Source organism: Limnoraphis robusta BA-68 BA1 (assembly GCF_034932365.1).
Taxonomy (GTDB): Bacteria; Cyanobacteriota; Cyanobacteriia; order Cyanobacteriales; family Microcoleaceae; genus Capilliphycus; species Capilliphycus robustus.
The window spans coordinates 13164-32922 of sequence record NZ_JAYGHR010000072.1; the positions used below are offsets into that span (position 1 = coordinate 13164).

General features: G+C 42.2%; 18 protein-coding genes, 1 tRNA gene and 1 CRISPR repeat array. Of the genes, 12 read left to right on the forward strand and 7 right to left on the reverse strand.

What is annotated here, in order from left to right:
• Together VB836_RS20270 and VB836_RS20275 are read right to left on the reverse strand one after the other, a co-directional pair.
• The coding region (locus VB836_RS20270; RefSeq protein WP_323221990.1) for an Ig-like domain-containing protein at positions 1-1899 on the reverse strand (1899 nt) is incomplete at its 3' end.
• 275 nt (positions 1900-2174) lie between these two features.
• Complete coding sequence (locus VB836_RS20275) at positions 2175-2444, reverse strand: WYL domain-containing protein (RefSeq protein WP_323221992.1); 270 nt, start codon at positions 2442-2444, stop codon at positions 2175-2177.
• Between the two features lie 402 nt (positions 2445-2846).
• Here VB836_RS20275 and cas7d point away from each other — a divergent pair, with 402 nt between their 5' ends.
• The 10 genes from cas7d to dnaB all read left to right on the forward strand — a co-directional run bounded on the left by cas7d (position 2847) and on the right by dnaB (position 13862).
• A complete protein-coding gene (gene cas7d, locus VB836_RS20280; RefSeq protein WP_323221994.1) occupies positions 2847-3836 on the forward strand; it encodes a type I-D CRISPR-associated protein Cas7/Csc2 in 990 nt (329 codons plus the stop codon).
• A gap of 246 nt (positions 3837-4082) precedes the next feature.
• Positions 4083-4853, forward strand: a complete 771-nt coding sequence (gene cas5d / locus VB836_RS20285) for a type I-D CRISPR-associated protein Cas5/Csc1 (protein ID WP_323221996.1) — start codon at positions 4083-4085, stop codon at positions 4851-4853.
• Positions 4834-5682 carry a CRISPR-associated endoribonuclease Cas6 gene (cas6, locus tag VB836_RS20290; protein ID WP_323221998.1) on the forward strand — a complete coding sequence of 283 codons (849 nt, stop codon included), beginning with the start codon at positions 4834-4836 and terminating at the stop codon, positions 5680-5682. Before cas5d ends, cas6 begins: the two co-directional genes overlap by 20 nt.
• Positions 5679-6272: a CRISPR-associated protein Cas4 gene (gene cas4 / locus VB836_RS20295; RefSeq protein WP_046278931.1), complete on the forward strand. Its 594-nt coding sequence runs from the start codon at positions 5679-5681 to the stop codon at positions 6270-6272. The genes cas6 and cas4 overlap by 4 nt, the downstream gene beginning before the upstream one ends.
• Before the next feature lie 28 nt (positions 6273-6300).
• A complete protein-coding gene (cas1d, locus tag VB836_RS20300; RefSeq protein ID WP_323222000.1) occupies positions 6301-7278 on the forward strand; it encodes a type I-D CRISPR-associated endonuclease Cas1d in 978 nt (325 codons plus the stop codon).
• On the forward strand, positions 7275-7469 hold the full coding sequence (cas2, locus tag VB836_RS20305; protein ID WP_323222002.1) for a CRISPR-associated endonuclease Cas2: 195 nt from the start codon (positions 7275-7277) through the stop codon (positions 7467-7469). Before cas1d ends, cas2 begins: the two co-directional genes overlap by 4 nt.
• A gap of 220 nt (positions 7470-7689) precedes the next feature.
• Positions 7690-8961, forward strand: a complete 1272-nt coding sequence (gene iscB, locus VB836_RS20310; RefSeq protein WP_323222004.1) for an RNA-guided endonuclease IscB — start codon at positions 7690-7692, stop codon at positions 8959-8961.
• Positions 8958-9161 (forward strand): CRISPR-associated endonuclease Cas2, encoded by a 204-nt coding sequence (locus tag VB836_RS20315; RefSeq protein WP_323222006.1) that lies wholly within the window; start codon positions 8958-8960, stop codon positions 9159-9161. The genes iscB and VB836_RS20315 overlap by 4 nt, the downstream gene beginning before the upstream one ends.
• 207 nt (positions 9162-9368) lie before the next feature.
• A CRISPR array of direct repeats spans positions 9369-11810; the repeat unit is 37 nt; unit sequence CTTTCCAATTAATGAAACCCGTTCGCGGGATTGAAAC.
• A 124-nt stretch (positions 11811-11934) separates the two neighbouring features.
• Complete coding sequence (gene rplI, locus VB836_RS20320; protein WP_046278933.1) at positions 11935-12393, forward strand: 50S ribosomal protein L9; 459 nt, start codon at positions 11935-11937, stop codon at positions 12391-12393.
• Between the two features lie 74 nt (positions 12394-12467).
• Entirely contained in the window at positions 12468-13862 is a 1395-nt protein-coding gene (gene dnaB / locus VB836_RS20325) for a replicative DNA helicase (RefSeq protein WP_046278934.1), read from the forward strand.
• Positions 13863-14126: 264 nt separating this feature from the next.
• On the opposite strand, the gene VB836_RS20330 is transcribed toward dnaB, so the two are convergent.
• Positions 14127-14199, reverse strand: a tRNA-His gene (locus VB836_RS20330).
• Between the two features lie 164 nt (positions 14200-14363).
• Between VB836_RS20330 and VB836_RS20335 the strand changes: the two genes are divergently transcribed.
• Positions 14364-15404: a hypothetical protein gene (locus VB836_RS20335; RefSeq protein WP_323222012.1), complete on the forward strand. Its 1041-nt coding sequence runs from the start codon at positions 14364-14366 to the stop codon at positions 15402-15404.
• Between the two features lie 66 nt (positions 15405-15470).
• Here the strand turns inward: VB836_RS20335 and VB836_RS20340 are convergent, their stop codons facing one another.
• Complete coding sequence (locus tag VB836_RS20340; RefSeq protein ID WP_323222013.1) at positions 15471-15773, reverse strand: hypothetical protein; 303 nt, start codon at positions 15771-15773, stop codon at positions 15471-15473.
• Between the two features lie 311 nt (positions 15774-16084).
• Between VB836_RS20340 and mnmH the strand changes: the two genes are divergently transcribed.
• Complete coding sequence (mnmH, locus tag VB836_RS20345) at positions 16085-17131, forward strand: tRNA 2-selenouridine(34) synthase MnmH (RefSeq protein ID WP_323222015.1); 1047 nt, start codon at positions 16085-16087, stop codon at positions 17129-17131.
• Positions 17132-17235: 104 nt separating this feature from the next.
• On the opposite strand, the gene VB836_RS20350 is transcribed toward mnmH, so the two are convergent.
• The 3 genes from VB836_RS20350 to VB836_RS20360 form a co-directional block, all read right to left on the reverse strand.
• Entirely contained in the window at positions 17236-17652 is a 417-nt protein-coding gene (locus VB836_RS20350; protein WP_046279722.1) for a response regulator, read from the reverse strand.
• Positions 17653-17849: 197 nt separating this feature from the next.
• Positions 17850-18707: a transglutaminase family protein gene (locus VB836_RS20355; protein WP_323222018.1), complete on the reverse strand. Its 858-nt coding sequence runs from the start codon at positions 18705-18707 to the stop codon at positions 17850-17852.
• A gap of 43 nt (positions 18708-18750) precedes the next feature.
• Positions 18751-19749, reverse strand: coding sequence for an alpha-E domain-containing protein (locus tag VB836_RS20360; protein ID WP_323222019.1), 999 nt, complete (start codon positions 19747-19749; stop codon positions 18751-18753).
• Positions 19750-19759: the final 10 nt, after the last annotated feature.

Genomic DNA, 19759 nt, shown 5'->3' on the forward strand with positions numbered 1-19759 from the left:
ATCATTAGCAGTGTAGGTGAAGCTATCAACTCCCGAAAATCCACTATTAGGAGTATAACTAAATGAACCATTTTCATTCAAGTTAACGCTACCATTTGCAGGCGAATTAACCAATATTGCTGTTAAACTATTTCCATCGCTATCGGTATCACCATTGAGAACACCAACAGAAGCATCAACGGTAATAGGGGATTGAAAACCTGTAGTGTAGTTGTCATTATCGGCGACTGGCTGTGTATTTGGACGTGGTTCTACATCAATAGTAACCGTAGCAATATTAGAGTTAGATTCCCCATCATTAGCAGTGTAGGTGAAGCTATCAACTCCCGAAAATCCACTATTAGGAGTATAACTAAATGAACCATTTTCATTCAAGTTAACGCTACCATTTGCAGGCGAATTAACCAATATTGCTGTTAAAGTATTTCCATCGCTATCGGTATCACCATTAAGAACCCCGGAAACAGCATCAACGGTAATGGGGGATTGAAAACCTGTAGTGTAGTTGTCATTATCAGCAACGGGTGGTATATTCGGTTGTGGTTCTGGTTCGGGTGTTGGTGTTGGGGTAATTACAACAGGTGTTGGTGTTGGTGTTGGGGTAATTATCGGGTCTGGTGTTGGTGTTGGTGTTGGGGTAATTATCGGGTCTGGTGTTGGTGTTGGGGTAATTACAACAGGTGTTGGTGTTGGAGTTGGGGTAACTACAGGTTCGGGTGTTGGTGTTGGTGTTGGGGTAATTATCGGGTCTGGTGTTGGTGTTGGTGTTGGGGTAATTACAACAGGTGTTGGTGTTGGAGTTGGGGTAATTGGATCGGGTGTTGGTGTTGGAGTTGGGGTAATTATCGGGTCTGGTGTTGGAGTTGGGGTAATTACAACAGGTGTTGGTGTTGGAGTTGGGGTAATTATCGGGTCTGGTGTTGGAGTTGGGGTTGGGGTAATTATCGGGTCTGGTGTTGGAGTTGGGGTAATTACAACAGGTGTTGGTGTTGGGGTAATTATCGGGTCTGGTGTTGGTGTTGGAGTTGGGGTAATTGGATCGGGTGTTGGTGTTGGAGTTGGGGTAATTATCGGGTCTGGTGTTGGTGTTGGGACAATAACTTCAGGAAACTGTGGTTCTTCAATTTGACGAGGAATTGCTTCTTCAGTTTGAGGAGGTTCGACTACATTTGAACCCGTGATAAATTGACTAACATTCGCATTTTGAACAAAGGCTATCAAATCACCACTTTGACTGGAAATTGCAACTCCCAACCCCAATTCATTTAGGACAGTTTCCGCATAAATAACTTGATTATTCCCAACATTAATTTGATCTTCTACAACATTAAAATCCGTAATTAGGGCAAAATCATTATTTCCCGAACCGATATAATACAACCGAGATTGATCGCCGAGAACAAATATATCCTGTTCTGAACCGCCAGTTAAAGTATCTATTTCATCTATTCCTGGGTTGATAGCATCGACATCAACTCCCCAGAGAATATCATTACCGCGATCGCCAAATACTTGATCATTTCCCGTACCGCCGATTACGGTATCATTAGCCTGTCCGCCATATTTTTGATCGTTATCTGCACCGCCTTTTAATAAATCATCTCCCAGATTACCAAAAACTTGATCCTCTCCTGTACCATCTTCAATGATGTCAGCTTCTTTACCGCCAAATAACCAATCCTCTCCACTATTTCCGATTAAAAGATCGCTATTTTGATTACCAAATAAAGTATCATTGCCTTCGTTACCATACAACGTATCATTCCCCTCAAAGCCGAATAAAGAATCATCTCCACTACTACCAGAAATGAGGTCATTTCCTTCTAGCCCAAAAATTACATCAGCTTCACCCGTTCCCGGTAAATTGTCGTTACCTGCTGTTCCGTTTATCTCGATCATGCGGTATTAACTCCCAGATAGTTTAAATAACTGTTAACTTGAATTGGCTTTTAATTTTTCAATGAATTAATGACTATAATCTTGAGTTAAAATGAGGTTAAGTCAATTCATTTGAATTGAAGAAACCGTAGAAGCTTACGACTTTAATTTCTTTCTAGGGTACTCATGGGCTAGAAATAAGTCAACAAACTTTACAAAACTTTAAAATATAAATCATCAGGTAAGCTGACAATCTTGACATCTTCATAACTTGGCAACAGAAGCCAACTTCTTGATTAATCCTTCAAAGAATACTGTTTAAAAGCTTTTTGATGTTCTTCTTGAATTTCTTTTGCTAACCACTCCGGTTCTAAAACTTGAACATTAGAACCATATTGCAGAATACGCTGACGAAACCAAAAAGGGTAGTCTTCTTCTGCTAAAATATCAACAAACTTCCCTTGAGAATCTCGATAAAAAACCTGCTCATTGGCTCGACGAGGTTGATAATTTCTCAATTCACCACTCATCCGATAGTGAATTTTTTGGGTTGGGAAGTTGAACACAGTCCAGGCAGGGCTGTTTCATTCTCGGTTCAAAAATGCGATCGCCAAATCTTAAAAGCCTTTCTCTGTAAAGAAAAGGAGGATTATTTCAACAGTTTTGAGATTTTCTGTTTAAATAGAGCCTAAAACTTGCCCCCCATCAAAGGTTTAGCGATCGCAAAATTTTAGAATGAAACGGCCCTGCCTTAAAAAGGGGGGTGGCGTAGCCTGGAGGGATTCCCTTAAAAAGGGGGGTGGCGTAGCCTGGAGGGATTCCCTTAAAAAGGGGGGTGGCGTAGCCTGGAGGGATTCCCTTAAAAAGGGGGGTGGCGTAGCCGGGGGGATTCCCTTCAAAAGGGAGGGTTAGAAGATAGGTTATCAAGACAGATTTCAACAGTATTAACTCATTCAAAAGGAAACACCATGACCATTTTAGAATCTTTAGCCTCTGATTTCAATTCCGCTTTCCCTCGTTTGGCTTCTGGAAAATATATTCACTTTCTTTTGGTGCGTCATAGTCAATCTTTTCCCGTCTTTCAAACTGATGGAATACTCAATACTGCTCGCACTCAAGCCGGATTAAGTAACACTGATAAAATTAGCCGTTTGGTGATGTTTAAACGCAAACAAACAACTCCTGAACGCTTGGCTGGACGTGAACTATTGCGTTCTTTAGAGTTAACCAGTTCCAATCAAGATAGTGATAAATACTGCGAATATAACGGCGAAGGGTCTTGTAAAAAATGTCCTGACTGTATTATTTATGGGTTTGCAATTGGGGATAGCGGTTCAGAACGTTCTAAAGTTTATTCAGACTCCTGTTTTTCCCTGAGTCCTTATGAACAATCTCACAAAAGTTTCACGTTTAACGCTCCCTTTGAAGGGGGAACTATGAGCGAAGCGGGTACTATGCGAAGCGCAATTAATGAACTCGATCACATTTTGCCGGAGGTGACTTTTCCTAGTGTGGAAACGCTGCGAGATACCACCTATGAAGGGTTGATTTATGTGTTAGGAAATCTTCTGAGAACCCGACGCTATGGCGCTCAAGAGTCTCGCACTGGAACGATGAAAAACCATTTACTGGGAATTGCCTTTTGTGATGGGGAAATTTTTAGTAATTTGCATTTTACTCAAGCTTTGTATGACCAACTCAAAGGGGATATCAATGCTCCCATTGACGAGATCAAAGAAGCAGCAAAAACTATCGCTCAACAGTTACTAGAGGATGAACCTGTGATTAAACAACGCCTGATTTTCGGTGAACAACTTAACGAGTTTTTGAGTGAAGTTAATGCGATTTATCAAGATGAAACTCAACTTCAAGAAACATTGACTAAACTCTACAACCAAACTCAAACCTACGCCCAAACCTACGGCGCTTTAGCGAAGAAAGGGAAAGGTAAAAAATAAACTTTCTCCACCTCTTCCTAACCCTCTCCTACCTCTCCCTAACCCTCTCCACCTCTCCCTAACCCTCTCCTACCTCTCCCTAACCCTCTCCACCTCTCCCTAACCCTCTCCACCTCTCCCTAACCCTCTCTATCCCCCCTGCCCCCCTTTGAAAGGCAGGTTAGTAGAAAAAGGTGTCCCCGACGGGACTATTTATTAATCGAGAGGGGTTGGGAGAAATTCAACAAACCTAAAACCATTTTTCTAATGACACTCTATCACTGTCTATTAACACTTCACGATAACGTTTTTTTTGCCAGTCGTGAAATGGGAATTCTCTATGAAACTGAGAAATACTTGCATAATTGGGCGTTGAGTTTTGCACTGTTTACGCCTAAAATTATCCCTCAAGTTTACCGTTTACACGGAACAAACGCCCAAACTCCTAGCTATCTCAACAGGGATTTTGAGGCAAATTTACTCCATCTTAATCAAGCGAAAATCTATGTTTTCCCCGCTCAACCTTTGCATTGGTCTTATCAAATTAACACGTTTAAAGCGGCTCAAACCACCTATTATGGTCGATCAAAACAGTTTGGGGATAAAGGTGCAGAACGCAATTATCCGATTAATTATGGACGTGCAAAAGAACTCGCTATCGGTAGCCAATACCGCACTTATATTATCGCTCCGCCTGAAGTTGAAGCAAAAATTCCTCGGTGGATACGGTTAGGAAAATGGGCGGCAAAAGTGAGGGTAGAATTTCTTGCTATCCCAGAAAATACCCTCCAAAAAAACAACGGAGAATATTCTTGTCTTCATCCCCTAAACCCGTTAGATTTGCCCTCAAATACTCAACTGATCCTCTATAATCGAATTGTCATGCCGCCATCTAGTTTGGTGAGTCAGGCAAGAATTAAAGGCGAATATTGGCAATCTGTGAAAGAATCTTGGACAAATTTTCGTCAACAGTATCCACAACTTCCCGAACAATTATCATTACCAATTGGAGCATTTTATGGAGCCAACACAGTCTAAAACCCTGCATTCTTGGGTAATAGAATTAGGAGCAGCCGATAATGGGATTATTCCTGCAACGCTGTCAAGAGCCATTCACGGTAAAGTGATGAATTGGTTGCAATTAAGCTCATCAGAAATCGCTGATAATATTCACAAAATGCAGTCATCACCTTTTAGTTTATCAGGATTAATTGGCAACCGACGCATCAAAGGAAATCAAGCAGGCGATCGCTTTTTAATTCGGATTAGCTTACTCGATGATACTCTGGTTCAACCCTTACTGAGTGGGATTGAAAAATGGGGAAATCAACCGATAATTTTGGGAAAATTTCCCTTTGTTTTTCGCCATCTTTATACCCTTCCAGGTACTCATCGGCTATCCGGTTCTACATCCTATGAAGTCTTGAGTCAAACCCCCGCTTTTGGTGAAAGTTTAACGCTAGATTTTCTCTCTCCAACCAGCTTTAAACAAACAGATGACATTCAAACCTTTCTATTACCCGAATTAGTCTTTGGGAGTTTAGAGCGACGTTGGAATCAATTTGCGCCGGAAAATTTACAATTTCCCTCACAAGAATGGCGAGGAAAAGTATCCGCCTATGAACTGAAAACCTACGCATTAAAAATGGAAGGAGGCGGAGAAATAGGCGCTCAAGGTTGGGTGAAATATCGTTTTAACAATTCCCAACAGATGAAAATTGCGATGATTTTAGCTCAATTTGCTTTCTTTTCCGGCGTGGGTCGAAAAACAGCAATGGGGATGGGACAGGCGCGTTTTCGCCCTAATTTAACCCCAGAAAAATCAACAAAAATCTTACCACATCAGGAGGAGACAACAGACCAATGAACTCAGAAGACTATTTACCCCTGGCTTATTTGAACGCTTGGGAATATTGCCCTCGGCGATTTTATCTAGAATATCAACTCGGAGAAATGGCAGAAAATGAACATATTTTGATGGGTCAACATTTGCATCGCCATATTAACGAAGAAAGAGAATCTCAACGAGGAGAAACACGCATTTTTCAACAACAATGGGTCTGGAGTCATCGTTTAAAAGTTCATGGAATTATCGATGCTGTTGAAGAACGAGAGAATCAACTCATTCCGGTTGAATACAAAAAAGGTCGCATGGCGCATCATTTAAACGACCATTTTCAACTCTGTGCCGCAGCAATTTGTTTAGAAGAAATCACCCAAAACTCTATTGCTTTTGGGGAGATATTTTATCATAGCAACCGTCGCCGTCAAACCGTTGAATTTACTCCCCTATTACGTCAAGCAACAGAAGCGGCAATTTCTGCGGCTCTGACGGCAAATTCTCAACCCATGCCTGCTCCCATTTCCCACGATAAAAAATGCCGAGATTGTAGTTTACAAGGGATTTGTTTACCCAAAGAAATGCGTCGGCTTGCCACTGAATCTGTTGAACTTTAAACCTATTTATTCAATCGGAGGAACTCAAATGTCTGTTTTATACGTCACTCAACCGGATGCAATTCTCAACAAAAAATATGAGGCATTTATCGTCTCTCTCAAACAAGAAGATGGAACCTGGAGTAAACATTCTGTCGCCGCTCAAACCGTTGAACAGGTGGTATTAATGGGAAATCCTCAAATTACCGGAGATGCCCTCAGTTATGCTTTAGAATTGGGAATGCCTGTGCATTATCTTTCTCAATATGGCAAATATATCGGTACAACTCTCCCCGGATATTCCCGTAATGGTCAGCTTCGTTTAGCGCAATATGCTACTCATTGTCACGAAGAAAAACGATTAGAATTAGTCAAAATAATCGTCGCCGGAAAGATACATAATCAATCTTCAGTTTTGTATCGTTACGGACAAAAAGATAACCCGTTGAAGTTGCGAAAAAAACAAGTTTGTGAGCAGAAAACCCTCGACCAAGTGCGAGGAATAGAAGGAATAGCCGCCCGTGAATATTTTGCTTGTTGGCTGAATATTTTGGAGGAACCCTGGTCATTTCAAGGTCGCCATCATCGCAGTCCATCCGACCCGATGAATGTATTAATGAACTTTGCTTACGGTTTACTTCGCATTCAAGTGACTGCTGCGGTTCACATTGCGGGATTAGATCCTTATATTGGCTATTTGCATGAAACAACAAGGGGTCAACCTGCAATGGTTCTGGATTTAATAGAAGAATTTCGCCCTTTAGTTGCTGATAGTTTTTTACTCTCTTTATTGAGTCACAAAGAACTAAAACTCTCCGATTTTAGCGAAAGTTTAGGGGCTTATCGTCTGAAAGATGCCGGACGAAAAATCTTTCTAGAAGCCTTTGATCGCAAGCTAAATTCTGAGTTTAAACATCCCGTCTTTGGCTATCGTTGCACCTACCGTCGAGCCATAGAATTACAAGCCCGTTTACTCGCCCGTCACCTTCAAGAAAATGTTGTTTATAAACCCTTGAAAATCCGATGAATACATTATTTTATCTGGTGATTTATGACCTTGAGGACAACAAAGCCGCCAATAAACGCCGCAACCGCCTACATAAGTTGTTGATGGGCTACGGAAAGTGGACGCAGTACAGCGTGTTTGAATGTTTCCTGACTGCGGTACAATTTGTGAAACTTCAGCAAAAAATCGAAGCGGTCAGCACCCCGCTCTAAAGAACGGGGCATCATGCCTCCCTCTTAGATAGCTGACCAGCCTAAGTCTTAACTGACTACGTTTTTAGAGTTATGACACCTATAAATGCTTTCCAGTTTGTGGCTCTGTCGTTAGTTGTTAAACATTCCTACGAGGGGTAAGAAAGTGCAACTAGCCGAACAAGCTTTAAAAACATTGGCGAGGAAAAAATTACCTATTTCATAGAGTTTGGACGCAACAATGTCTAATCATGTTCTGGTACTAGATACCAACAAAAACCCATTAACACCATGCAAACCTTCTATAGCTCGAAGTTTGTTAAAAGCAGGTAAAGCGGCTGTTTATCGTCGGTATCCTTTCATCATTATTTTGAAAAAGGTTGTTAAGGAATCTCCGACAAGCTGCCAGCTCAAAATAGATCCTGGCAGTAAAACAACAGGTTTAGCCTTACTGCTTAATGACTCAGTTGTTTGGGCAGGAGAATTAACCCATCGAGGTCAACAAATCAAGGATGCTTTACTTAGTCGTCGTCAACTTCGACGAGGAAGGCGAAATCGTAAAACTCGTTATCGACAAGCCAGGTTTTTAAATCGCAAACGTAGGGACAGTTGGTTAGCTCCAAGTTTAAATCATCGGGTGCAAACTACGATGACCTGGGTTAACCGTCTGACAAGATTTTGCCTTATTGACTCTATCTATCAAGAGTTAATCCGCTTTGATACTCAGAAAATTCAAAACCCAGAAGTGTCAGGCACAGAGTATCAACAAGGCGAGTTACACGGCTACGAAGTTCGAGAATATCTTTTAGAGAAATGGGGTAGAAAATGCGCTTATTGTGGAGCAGAAAATACACCTTTAGAGGTTGAACATATTCAAGCAAAATCTAAGGGGGGTTCTGACAGAATTAGCAACCTAACTGTAAGTTGCCATTCATGCAATCAAGCCAAGTCTAACCTAGATATCAAAGACTTTCTATCTGGAAAACCTGACCTGATTAAGCGAATTCTAAGTCAAGCGAAGGCTCCCTTAAAAGATGCTGCGGCTGTTAACTCTACCCGTTGGAAGTTGTACAACGAGTTAAAGAGAACTGGACTCAAAGTTCACACAGGTTCAGGAGGAATGACTAAATATAATCGCTGTCGTCTAGACCTTCCTAAAACCCACTGGATTGATGCGGCTTGCGTCGGGAAAACCGAATCTTTAAGGCTAGAAACTAATCAACCTTTACTGATCAAGTCAACCGGACATGGTAGCCGTCAAATGTGCGGTACTAATAAATATGGTTTTCCGACCCGTCACCGCTCTAGACAACAAATTCATAAAGGTTTTAAGACGGGAGATCTTGTCAGAGCTGTTGTCACTAAAGGTCAAAAGATAGGTATCTATAAAGGACGTGTTCTATGCCGCGCCTCTGGCAGTTTTGATATCTCCACTAAAGCAGGTCGAGTATCTGGAATTAGCCACAAATATTGCACACCCACCCAGAAAAAAGATGGATACCAGTATGTATGATTGATTCTCATGCGGCAGCCGCTCGTGTCACGCTTCCTCCCCGCTCTGAAGAACGGGGCTTCCACTCTACCGGACTAATTCTCGTGATTAAACCTACTGAAGATTCTGTGCGGATTTATGTCTTGGATGCGGGGTCGGTGCGGCGTACTATTACCTATGGTTCGCAAAAGCCTAGACAGGAACAGACGATTGTTTTATAGTGTGTTTATGCGGATTTTTGACGGGTCGAAGCGCCCACGTTTTTCCCGGTACTCCCGTCAATTCGCCAGAACCTCGATAATTGAATAGTTTTAGCGTTTTTGTTCACCTCCGGTTGGGGTTGGCCACTGGCTGAAATCCATCAGTCGGATCTCTCCCGTCATTTTCGGGTGTTTTACCCTTTCTTAGTCGGGTTTTCAGGCCACAGTCTTTCCAATTAATGAAACCCGTTCGCGGGATTGAAACAGCTCGGATCTAACTGTCGTTTCGCTTAATTGGCTTTCCAATTAATGAAACCCGTTCGCGGGATTGAAACATCCTATAGGGTTTGTGCTAGTATGGTTAACATAGTTCTTTCCAATTAATGAAACCCGTTCGCGGGATTGAAACATATTTCACGAACCCGTATTCTTGAAACGGGAGTCGATCTTTCCAATTAATGAAACCCGTTCGCGGGATTGAAACCAGTTTACGCTTCTTGATTATTTTGCCCGTTCTAGTGCTTTCCAATTAATGAAACCCGTTCGCGGGATTGAAACCGCATTCACCGCAGAAACAATTAGCAGGGCGCAAACTTTCCAATTAATGAAACCCGTTCGCGGGATTGAAACTTCACAGCTTCCCTTTTGCTGTTAAGTCTATGTTCACTTTCCAATTAATGAAACCCGTTCGCGGGATTGAAACGCATCTGATGTTATTAACCCTGAATCAAACTTGACTTTCCAATTAATGAAACCCGTTCGCGGGATTGAAACGAGAACGACATAGATATTAATCCAGGAATGTGGATGCTTTCCAATTAATGAAACCCGTTCGCGGGATTGAAACACTTGCTAAATCTTCCTCATATTCTACTAAAGCTCTTCTTTCCAATTAATGAAACCCGTTCGCGGGATTGAAACATGAAGAATATCTCCCACTTTGATGGGGTGTATTCCTTTCCAATTAATGAAACCCGTTCGCGGGATTGAAACTTTCCCAATCCAACACTGTCGAGGCGATAAGAAAGCTTTCCAATTAATGAAACCCGTTCGCGGGATTGAAACATAAACAGCTTCTAGCACTCGAAGAAGATCTAAAAGCTTTCCAATTAATGAAACCCGTTCGCGGGATTGAAACGTAAATTTCTACTGTCGCATCTTCTGGCAACAGATCTTTCCAATTAATGAAACCCGTTCGCGGGATTGAAACTGCTGTCTCCTAAAATTGGAGAAAATGTAAAATAGCCTTTCCAATTAATGAAACCCGTTCGCGGGATTGAAACAACACTATGGATGTGGATTAGGGTATTGAGTTTTTTTCTTTCCAATTAATGAAACCCGTTCGCGGGATTGAAACAAAAAATGAAAGAATGTTGATAAGTGAATATTAGTTTTCTTTCCAATTAATGAAACCCGTTCGCGGGATTGAAACACATTTAATGCCCATTTCCAATACCAATTCTTCTAGCTTTCCAATTAATGAAACCCGTTCGCGGGATTGAAACGCTAAAAAGCCAGGAACTAACTATAACGACACTTGCTTTCCAATTAATGAAACCCGTTCGCGGGATTGAAACAGAGAAATTCGGCGGGAATCCAACCATCGGATAGACACTTTCCAATTAATGAAACCCGTTCGCGGGATTGAAACGATTTCTTTCTAAGATCGCCAAACTCTGCGACTTTCTCTTTCCAATTAATGAAACCCGTTCGCGGGATTGAAACAAAAATGGGTTCCCTGGTGTTTCGGGGCGGATGATTACTTTCCAATTAATGAAACCCGTTCGCGGGATTGAAACCTGAATCTTCATACATCTCTAACGATAAAATCTCTTTCCAATTAATGAAACCCGTTCGCGGGATTGAAACTAGGCTTTTTGGGAGAGTTCAAAACAGACCGCAAATGGAAGCTTTCCAATTAATGAAACCCGTTCGCGGGATTGAAACGACAGGATTAACCCCTGGTCGAGTACCACTTGCTGCTTTCCAATTAATGAAACCCGTTCGCGGGATTGAAACAATATCGGGAATTCCCTATGGAGAATGTGAATTCTTTCCAATTAATGAAACCCGTTCGCGGGATTGAAACCTAAGAATGTTACATCTTCGATTTCTTGAATGATTTCTTTCCAATTAATGAAACCCGTTCGCGGGATTGAAACAAAAACACATCATTTGCCGCATACTGTATTTGAGACTTTCCAATTAATGAAACCCGTTCGCGGGATTGAAACAACAGCCCCAATTATCAGATAATTTTCTTGAATGTACTTTCCAATTAATGAAACCCGTTCGCGGGATTGAAACATTATTCGGACAATCGCTATGGTTGGAAGCTTGAAACTTTCCAATTAATGAAACCCGTTCGCGGGATTGAAACTTTCCTTTCAGTCCTTGCGGCCCAGCCGGTCCGGCTTTCCAATTAATGAAACCCGTTCGCGGGATTGAAACTTGACTGCCTTATTGGTTGGAGCCGACAAGACAACCCTTTCCAATTAATGAAACCCGTTCGCGGGATTGAAACATATAGCTATTGTCACGCAACATACAAAGTCTTAGGGCTTTCCAATTAATGAAACCCGTTCGCGGGATTGAAACTCATCGTTAGTAACTCCCTTTGCTCTTTCCTCCTCCTTTCCAATTAATGAAACCCGTTCGCGGGATTGAAACGCCCGACCGTTAAAGCAAAAGCTTGATTTTCAAGTTGTGTAAAATTTTCTCTGATGTATCTTGCGATCGCGTCGCTAATCTCGCTATCATAGAGTGTTTGGGTTAAAAGATTATAGGAAGTATCATGGCAAAGCGTGTTCAAGTCGTTCTCAGACAGGACATCAGCAAACTAGGGCAAAATGGAGATTTAGTGGAAGTCGCGCCTGGTTATGCTCGGAACTATCTTCTCCCGAGAAGTTTGGCGGTTCGAGCCACTCCAGGCATTCTCAAGCAGGTTGAACGTCGCCGGGAAGAAGAACGTCAGCGACAAATTGCACTCAAGCAAGAAGCGATCGCCCAAAAAACTGCATTGGAAACCATTGGTCGTTTTACCATCGCTAAACAGGTGGGTGAAAATGAAGCGATTTTTGGGACTGTAACCGATCGCGAACTTGCAGAAGCCATTCAAGCGATGACGAACCAAGAAGTTGATCGTCGGGGTATCACGTTACCCGATATCAATCATATTGGCTTTTATAAAGCACAAATCAAACTTCATCCAGAAGTCACGGCGGAAGTTGAAGTTCACGTTGTCTCTAACTAAGTTGAACGGTGATCAGGCGTTCTCGATGAACGTCTGAAACTGCTGATAACGGGTTGTTTTTTTCATCCCCCACTATGGCAAATCGATCTAACTTTCAACTTCCCAGCGATCGCCTACCGCCCCAAAATGTTGAAGCAGAAGAGGCGATTTTGGGGGGAATTCTCCTCGATCCTGAAGCGATTAGTCGTGTGGCTGAATTGTTAGATCCGAGTTGTTTTTCAATTAAAGCCCATCAAACGATTTATCGCACAACCCTGAATTTACATTTACAGGGAAAACCCACTGATTTAATGACCGTTACCACTTGGCTAGCCGATCACAATCACTTAGAAGAAGTGGGCGGACAAATGAAGCTAGCACAACTCGTTGATCGCACGGTTTCGGCGGTGAATATTGATCAATATGCGTTGTTGGTGATTGAAAAAGCCATGCGCCGCAATTTGATTCAAGCCGGACATGAAACCATTGATTTGGGTTATGATACAACGATTGATATCGAAGAGGTATTAGATCAAGCCGAACAAAAGATTTTTAATATTACTCAAGTTCGTCCGCAACAAAATTTGATTTCTATCGCAGAGACGCTGATTAATACGTTTCAGGATATCGAAGATCGTCACGAAGGCGTTGCACTTCCCGGTTTAAATTGCAATTTTTATGATTTAGACGCGATGACGGGCGGATTTCAACGCTCTGATTTAATTATTGTTGCAGGTCGTCCTTCGATGGGAAAAACCGCACTTTGCACAAATATTTCTTATAGTATTGCCAAAATTCATAAGCTGCCAGTCGCGATTTTTAGCTTGGAAATGTCGAAGGATCAGTTAGTTCAAAGACTGCTTTCTAGTGAGGCAAAAATTGAAAGTAATCGACTTCGATCAGGGCGGATTAGTCAGAGTGAATGGGAACCATTAACGGTGGCGATTGGAACGTTATCAGAATTGCCTGTTTTTATTGATGATACGCCTAATATTACCGTAACAGAAATGCGTTCAAAGGTGCGGCGTTTACAAGCGGAACAGGGCGGCGCACTGGGGTTAGTTTTAATTGATTATCTGCAATTAATGGAGGGGGGGAGTGAGAATCGAGTCCAAGAATTGTCTCGAATTACGCGATCGCTAAAAGGGTTAGCCAGGGAATTAAATGTTCCAGTTATTGCCCTTTCACAGTTGAGTCGCAGCGTTGAATCTCGTACCAATAAACGACCGATGATGTCCGATTTGAGGGAATCTGGATCGATCGAACAAGACGCCGATCTCGTGATTATGCTGTATCGAGATGATTATTATAACCCCGATTCACCCGATCGCGGAATTGCTGAAGTGATTATTACCAAACACCGCAACGGGCCGACAGGAACCATTAAATTACTCTTTGATCCTCAGTTTACCAAATTTCGTAACTTAGCCGGAGGCGAGCGCTATTTACCTTCGGGTCAATCTTCTCATAACCTACCGCCTGCTCATTAATATACAGTTAGATAACTTGAAACCCTTATTGTTATGCTCAAATGTTATAGCAGTTTTCAGTTCTGTGAGGTACAACACCGATTGGGTAGAAACCCGGTTTCTAGCAGAAACCGGGTTTCTGGTTCGTACCTCATACGAGCGCACACCGCTATAATAATTATCTAAAATAAGCAAATATCAAGCGAGAACTTACAAAGTTAAGCTGAATCTCAAGAGATCAAACCCAGACAAAAATTATGATCTAAAATCTATTATTCGATAAAGGGCGAACGATGGGACTTGAACCCACGAATGGTGGAACCACAATCCACTGCCTTAACCACTTGGCTACGCCCGCCATATCAATTCTTAATGTAGCACAAGATTTCTAATTTGTGCAATCCTTTGAGAAAAAAATCGAAAAACAGGTTCAGCTAAAAGCGCAACGGACAGAGCTGAGTTGGTAGTGAGGTCGAATCGTGTAATAATGATCCGGCAATGATCCAACGCTGCGGAGTCGTGATGGCTGATATTCCCCAATCGCCCAATGAGTTAGCTGAAGTTCTACAAGAGCTAACCGATCTGAAGTTTGAACTCCCCGATCCTGAAGATGATGCAATTGCCGAACCGGACTTTGAACGACAGATCGATGTCGCTTGGAAAGTCTGCGATCGCTTTGATCTACAAACCGAAATTTGGCGGGGGCGAATTTTGCGGGCGGTACGCGATCGCGAAAAACGGGGCGGTGAAGGGCGGGGAACGGGATTTCTCAATTGGCTCAAAGACCGAGAAATCAGCAAAAGTCAAGCCTATGCTTTAATTGAACTGGCAAACAGTGCAGATACTCTCCTGGCTCAAGGTCAGCTCAACCCCGACTCGATTAATAATTTTAGTAAACGAGCGTTTGTAGAGACGGCAAAATCTCCCCCACAAGTCCAACAAATGATCTCTGATGCGGCTTGCAATGGCGATCGCATTACTCGGCGTCAGGTGCGTCAGATGTCCGATGAATGGACTGCAATGAGTTCAGATCTGTTACCGGAAGAAGTGCGAGAAAAAGCCGCCGCCGGGGCGATGCCCACTCGTTATCTGGCGCCTCTGGTGCGGGAGATGGAAAAATTACCCGAGTCTCATATCACGGAAATTCGCCGGGAAATCACCGAAAATCCCGATGTTGATACGATTAAAAATCTGACTTCTGAAGCTAAAAATTTATCAAAATATCTCGATGCTGCCGCTCAAGTACAGGCGATCAACCAATCTTCTGTTGATGTGGAAATGGCGCTAGAAGAAGCATTACGAGTTGGTTGTTTGAACACTGCGGCAGATTTGGTTAAACAAGCCACTCAACTCGAACAAGCGATCGTTAAACTTCATAGTACCTGGAAGCGGGTGGGGAGTTTAGCCGATCGCCTCTATGTCGATACAGGTGCGAGTACGCCTCATTTGCGATCGCTGCTTTCTTGTCTAGAACAACTGGCAGGTCAAGTGTTAGAAATTCAAATTGGAGAAGGTCAAAAGGGGAGAATCCGTCTACAAATTTTAGCTGATAGTGATGATTAATTTTTCAATCCCCAATGAATTGGGAAGCCTACACTCTACCGCAAGGTCAGTGTAGGTAGTTCACTCTTAGCTCAACTTTTGATTCAAGGGTTGAGTCGAGGCGGGTTTCTCAAGGGTATAAACAATCTGATTCGATGAGCTAGAACGATCCGGGCTGAAGTAAATTTCTAGAGCTAACTTCAGATAGGAAAGCGGAACAACCAGTCCCAAAAATAACAGTTTCAACAGGGAAACCATCCAAGGTTTTTCTGGCTTGAACTGAGAGGATTTAGGCTGATAGGGACGAAAGGTTAAAAAATATTTATCAATTGCGTTGAGTAAAATGATCGCCAAGATAACAACAATCAATAGTAAAAGTGCTATTTTCACTTGTTTTTTCTCCAGTTCTAGTGAGGAATAAATTAACGATCTATAATTTCAATCAAGCCTGTTTAAATTAAATTTCTGAAATCTTCTCCTTTCTCAGAGTAGTTAATTTTCATCAAGTCTGACAAGAGAGTTTTGTAAATGTTTAGTAAATTTTCGAGGGTAAGATTGTAAATATTCAGTAAAAATTCGAGTCAGAAGCCCTTCTAAACTTAGGATAAACCCTTAACTAAATTATAGCTAAGACCGATTCACCTCAGTTGCCGCTATCCTTAAAGTTGAGGCATTGTCTTCATTTCAATCAACTACAGCTTATGTCAAAAACCCTAAATCCTGATGAATTTTTGCAAGATCCGGGTGTCATCCTCGATGTTCGCAGTCCCGCCGAATATACTCAGGGACATATTCCCGGTGCGATCAGTTTTCCTTTATTTAGTGATCAAGAACGCGCTCAAGTGGGAATTTGCTACAAACAAAAAGGACGTGATCAGGCTGTTGAATTAGGATTTGCGCTCGTTGGCCCTCGATGTGCTGATTTGATCGCCCAAGCTAGAATTCTCGCCCCAGATGGCAAAATCCGGATCTATTGTTGGCGGGGAGGAATGCGAAGTAGCGGAGTCGGCTGGATTTTGGAAATGGCAGGATTTGAGGTTTTCCTCCTCAATGGTGGATACAAAGCCTTTCGTCGTTGGGGACGATCTCTATTTTCGGTTTCTCAACCGATCATCCTCTTAGGGGGAATGACGGGAACAGGTAAAACAGAGATTCTCAACGCTTTAAGAACTTTGGGTGAACAAACCCTAGATTTAGAAGATCTCGCCAACCATCGAGGAAGTAGTTATGGTGCTTTGGGTCAACCGCCACAACCGACTAACGAACAATTCTGGAATTTAATTAGTTTACAATGGTCAAGGTTTCAACGTCACCAACCCGTTTGGATCGAGGCGGAAAGTAAACGGATCGGGATTTGTCGAGTTCCTCAAGAGATTTTTCAACAAATGGAACAAGCGCCTGTCATTCAAGTTCAGCGAACTCGTGAAGAACGGCTTTCGCTGTTAGTTGAACTGTATGGAACTGCTAACCGAGAAGATTTAATTCAAGCAACAAAACGAATTCACAAGCATTTAGGCGGTTTGAGAACGACTGAGGCGATTAACTTGATTCAACAAGAGAAACTGACTGAAGCGCTTGATTTAATCTTACATTACTATGACAAAGCTTATACTTATGACTTGCAAAAACGTTCCCGATTAGCCTATTGTGTAGATATTTCTGGAAAATCTACTCGGGAAGCTGCAATTTTAGTTCGGCAAACCGCCCAGGAGATTTTATCTAAAGATTGTGTCTCGTTGGGAATTTAGATTCAGGATGATTGAGTCTATACTGGCGTTAATCAGGATTTGGGCTTTTCTTTGAACTGAAAAACAAGCTCCTCAATTTTGGCTTTACCCAAATTCATGGGGAATTAACTGGCGATCGCCTCTCGTCGCACTGAGAGTTTGGACTGAATCTCTGCAACAAAGGCTTTGTAATCGATAACGGGCTTGGAAATGTAGCCATCTGCACCGCTTTTTTGAAGAAAATATTCCCGATCATTATCACTTCCATGAGCAGTCACTAGAATAATCGGTAAGTCTGCGGTTTCGGGGTTCGCCTTCAACATTTGGGTGATTTTGATGCCATCAACCGCTTTGCCTTCATAGTAGCTATTGGCTAAAGCGATATCCATCAAAATCAGATCGGCTTGTTTAGACTGAGCCAATTGCATAACGGTTTCGACATCTTCGGTGTGTTTGGCAGCTAACCCGCCTCGCTTGGTGAGAATACGCTCGAATACTTTCCAATTGATTTCATTATCTTCAACGACTAATACTGTTTTCATAATGGATTCACCTTTTGATCTATAGATGTCGTTTTATACTTTCCTACTATTAGTTTGACGGATTGAATCCTAGAAGTCGATAGGGATAAGTTCAGGAGTTTAGAGGTTTTCGAGTCGGCACAGATGAAAAAAGATAGAAAAGTTCAGGATTCTGCTCGGGGATCATTGCCAATCAGGGGAATAACCCCGTCAGTTGATCATCTCTCCTCTCGGCTCGGGTTAATAGAAAGTGTATAGTCTATTTGAGATTTTGCACCCACTCCTCTAAAACTACCCGTAACAGGTGCCGCTTCACGGGGAATTGCTGTCGCAACCAGGGCAATATGGCGATCGCTGACTGCTAACCCTTGGGTTGGATCATAACCATGCCAACCTGCACCGGGCAAATAAACCTCAGCCCAAGCGTGGAGATGTCGATCTAGCTGAGACACATCCCCTTCCTGGTAGCCACTAACAAACCTTGCGGGAATTCCCACAGCCCGACAAGCCTCAATAAACACAACGGCTAAGTCTCGACAGGAACCCATTTGTTGAGTCCAAGTGACTCCAGGCGGTAAAGGCGCTCCGGTTTCTCGCACAATGTACTTACAGGTTTGGTAAATTCGTTGATTGAGATTATTCAAAAAACTAATTAAACTTCCCTCAGCAGTCTGCCAAATTTCTTGAGCGAGTTGAGGCATAATCGGATCAACTGAACTTGATTGTAAATAGGGTTGAAGATGGGCAAACAGAGAGACAGGATAATCTGTAATCGGCAGTTCTAAAGCCCAAGATTCTAACAGATAGTTAAAAGGATTGGTACAATGGGTTTGAACGTGAGAACTGACTTTAATATTCAGTGTTTCAGTTTTTTGTTTAAACCAAAGTTTGATGATGTCATTTCCGCCTAAATCAACAATATCCGACTGCCCCAAAGGTTCGGGAGTGACATCAATTGAAAAAGATTGCAGGGTTTGAAAGGCATCAGAACGAGGACGTAATCGGACAAGGTGAGGGGCTAAATCAACAGCTTGACTGTAAGTGTAGGTTGTCGTGTGAACAATTTGGTAATCCATAATGTATAATAAATTGATCAAGCATCATCAGATTCTCCTCAATTTAGGGAGTAGAAATAGTTTTTCGGGAACTGATTGTTACTGGGTTCAAGATGGGTTCTAAAGCAAAAAACGTTTCAAACATTTTATCTCCAATCAGGTTAATTCGTCTTTGCAGATTATCGAGAAATTCATGTAATCCGATTTCCGTAATTTCATCAATACTCAGATAGTCTAACTCTGATCTGAGTCGTCCTAATTCTCGTTCTGCGGGGTTGTGCCAAGTTCCTGAATGGGTTCCGGTGATTTGATGAAGAGATTGTTCGGCGTGGATAAAACAGTATTGAATAGAGCGGGGAAATTCCCGATCTAAGATTAAAAATTCTACCACTCCATAGGGGGTAATTTGATGGCGTTTTTGCCGTTTTCGGTACATTTCATAGGCGCTGGTTGATTTTAACAGGGCTATCCATTGAATTTCATCAAGAGTCGTACCCACATCTTGAACAGAAGGTAACAGGATATAGTATTTGACATCTAAAATTCGGGAGGTTTTGTCGGCTCGTTCGAGTAATCTGCCAATATTACCAAAATGCCAACATTCGTTATGAGACATGGTAGCATCCATGATCCCGGCAAATAGATGTCCATTCAGTTTAACTTTATAAAAAAATTCGGGTAAATCATAGGGATTTTTTCCGTTTGCAGCATCCCGAACCATCATATAAAATTCATTGACTTGTTCCCACATTTCTGAGGAAATAATCTCTCGAATTGATCGGGCGTTTTCCCTTGCTGCTTTTAAACAAGACAGGATGGAGTTCGGATAGCTAGCATCAAAGGTGAGAAACTGAATCACATTTTCAGCAGTGGCTTGTCCGTAACGTTCTTCAAACAGTTCTAAATCGGCTGTGATCAAGACTAACGGTTGCCATTGTTGTTCCAGTCCCGAAGGAGAATCTAACAGTAAATTGCGATTGACATCAACAAATCTGGCAATATTTTCGGCTCGTTCTACATAGCGATTTAGCCAATAAACTGAACTTGCAACACGACTTAACATAAGCTATTTT

Coding starts and splice junctions, on each gene's coding strand:
- cas7d (WP_323221994.1), top strand. CDS start 2,847: ATGACCATTTTAGAATCTTTAGCCTCTGATTTCAATTCCGCTTTCCCT.
- cas5d (WP_323221996.1), top strand. CDS start 4,083: ATGACACTCTATCACTGTCTATTAACACTTCACGATAACGTTTTTTTT.
- cas6 (WP_323221998.1), top strand. CDS start 4,834: ATGGAGCCAACACAGTCTAAAACCCTGCATTCTTGGGTAATAGAATTA.
- cas4 (WP_046278931.1), top strand. CDS start 5,679: ATGAACTCAGAAGACTATTTACCCCTGGCTTATTTGAACGCTTGGGAA.
- cas1d (WP_323222000.1), top strand. CDS start 6,301: ATGTCTGTTTTATACGTCACTCAACCGGATGCAATTCTCAACAAAAAA.
- cas2 (WP_323222002.1), top strand. CDS start 7,275: ATGAATACATTATTTTATCTGGTGATTTATGACCTTGAGGACAACAAA.
- iscB (WP_323222004.1), top strand. CDS start 7,690: ATGTCTAATCATGTTCTGGTACTAGATACCAACAAAAACCCATTAACA.
- VB836_RS20315 (WP_323222006.1), top strand. CDS start 8,958: ATGATTGATTCTCATGCGGCAGCCGCTCGTGTCACGCTTCCTCCCCGC.
- rplI (WP_046278933.1), top strand. CDS start 11,935: ATGGCAAAGCGTGTTCAAGTCGTTCTCAGACAGGACATCAGCAAACTA.
- dnaB (WP_046278934.1), top strand. CDS start 12,468: ATGGCAAATCGATCTAACTTTCAACTTCCCAGCGATCGCCTACCGCCC.
- VB836_RS20335 (WP_323222012.1), top strand. CDS start 14,364: ATGGCTGATATTCCCCAATCGCCCAATGAGTTAGCTGAAGTTCTACAA.
- mnmH (WP_323222015.1), top strand. CDS start 16,085: ATGTCAAAAACCCTAAATCCTGATGAATTTTTGCAAGATCCGGGTGTC.
- VB836_RS20350 (WP_046279722.1), bottom strand. CDS start 17,652: ATGAAAACAGTATTAGTCGTTGAAGATAATGAAATCAATTGGAAAGTA.
- VB836_RS20355 (WP_323222018.1), bottom strand. CDS start 18,707: ATGGATTACCAAATTGTTCACACGACAACCTACACTTACAGTCAAGCT.
- VB836_RS20360 (WP_323222019.1), bottom strand. CDS start 19,749: ATGTTAAGTCGTGTTGCAAGTTCAGTTTATTGGCTAAATCGCTATGTA.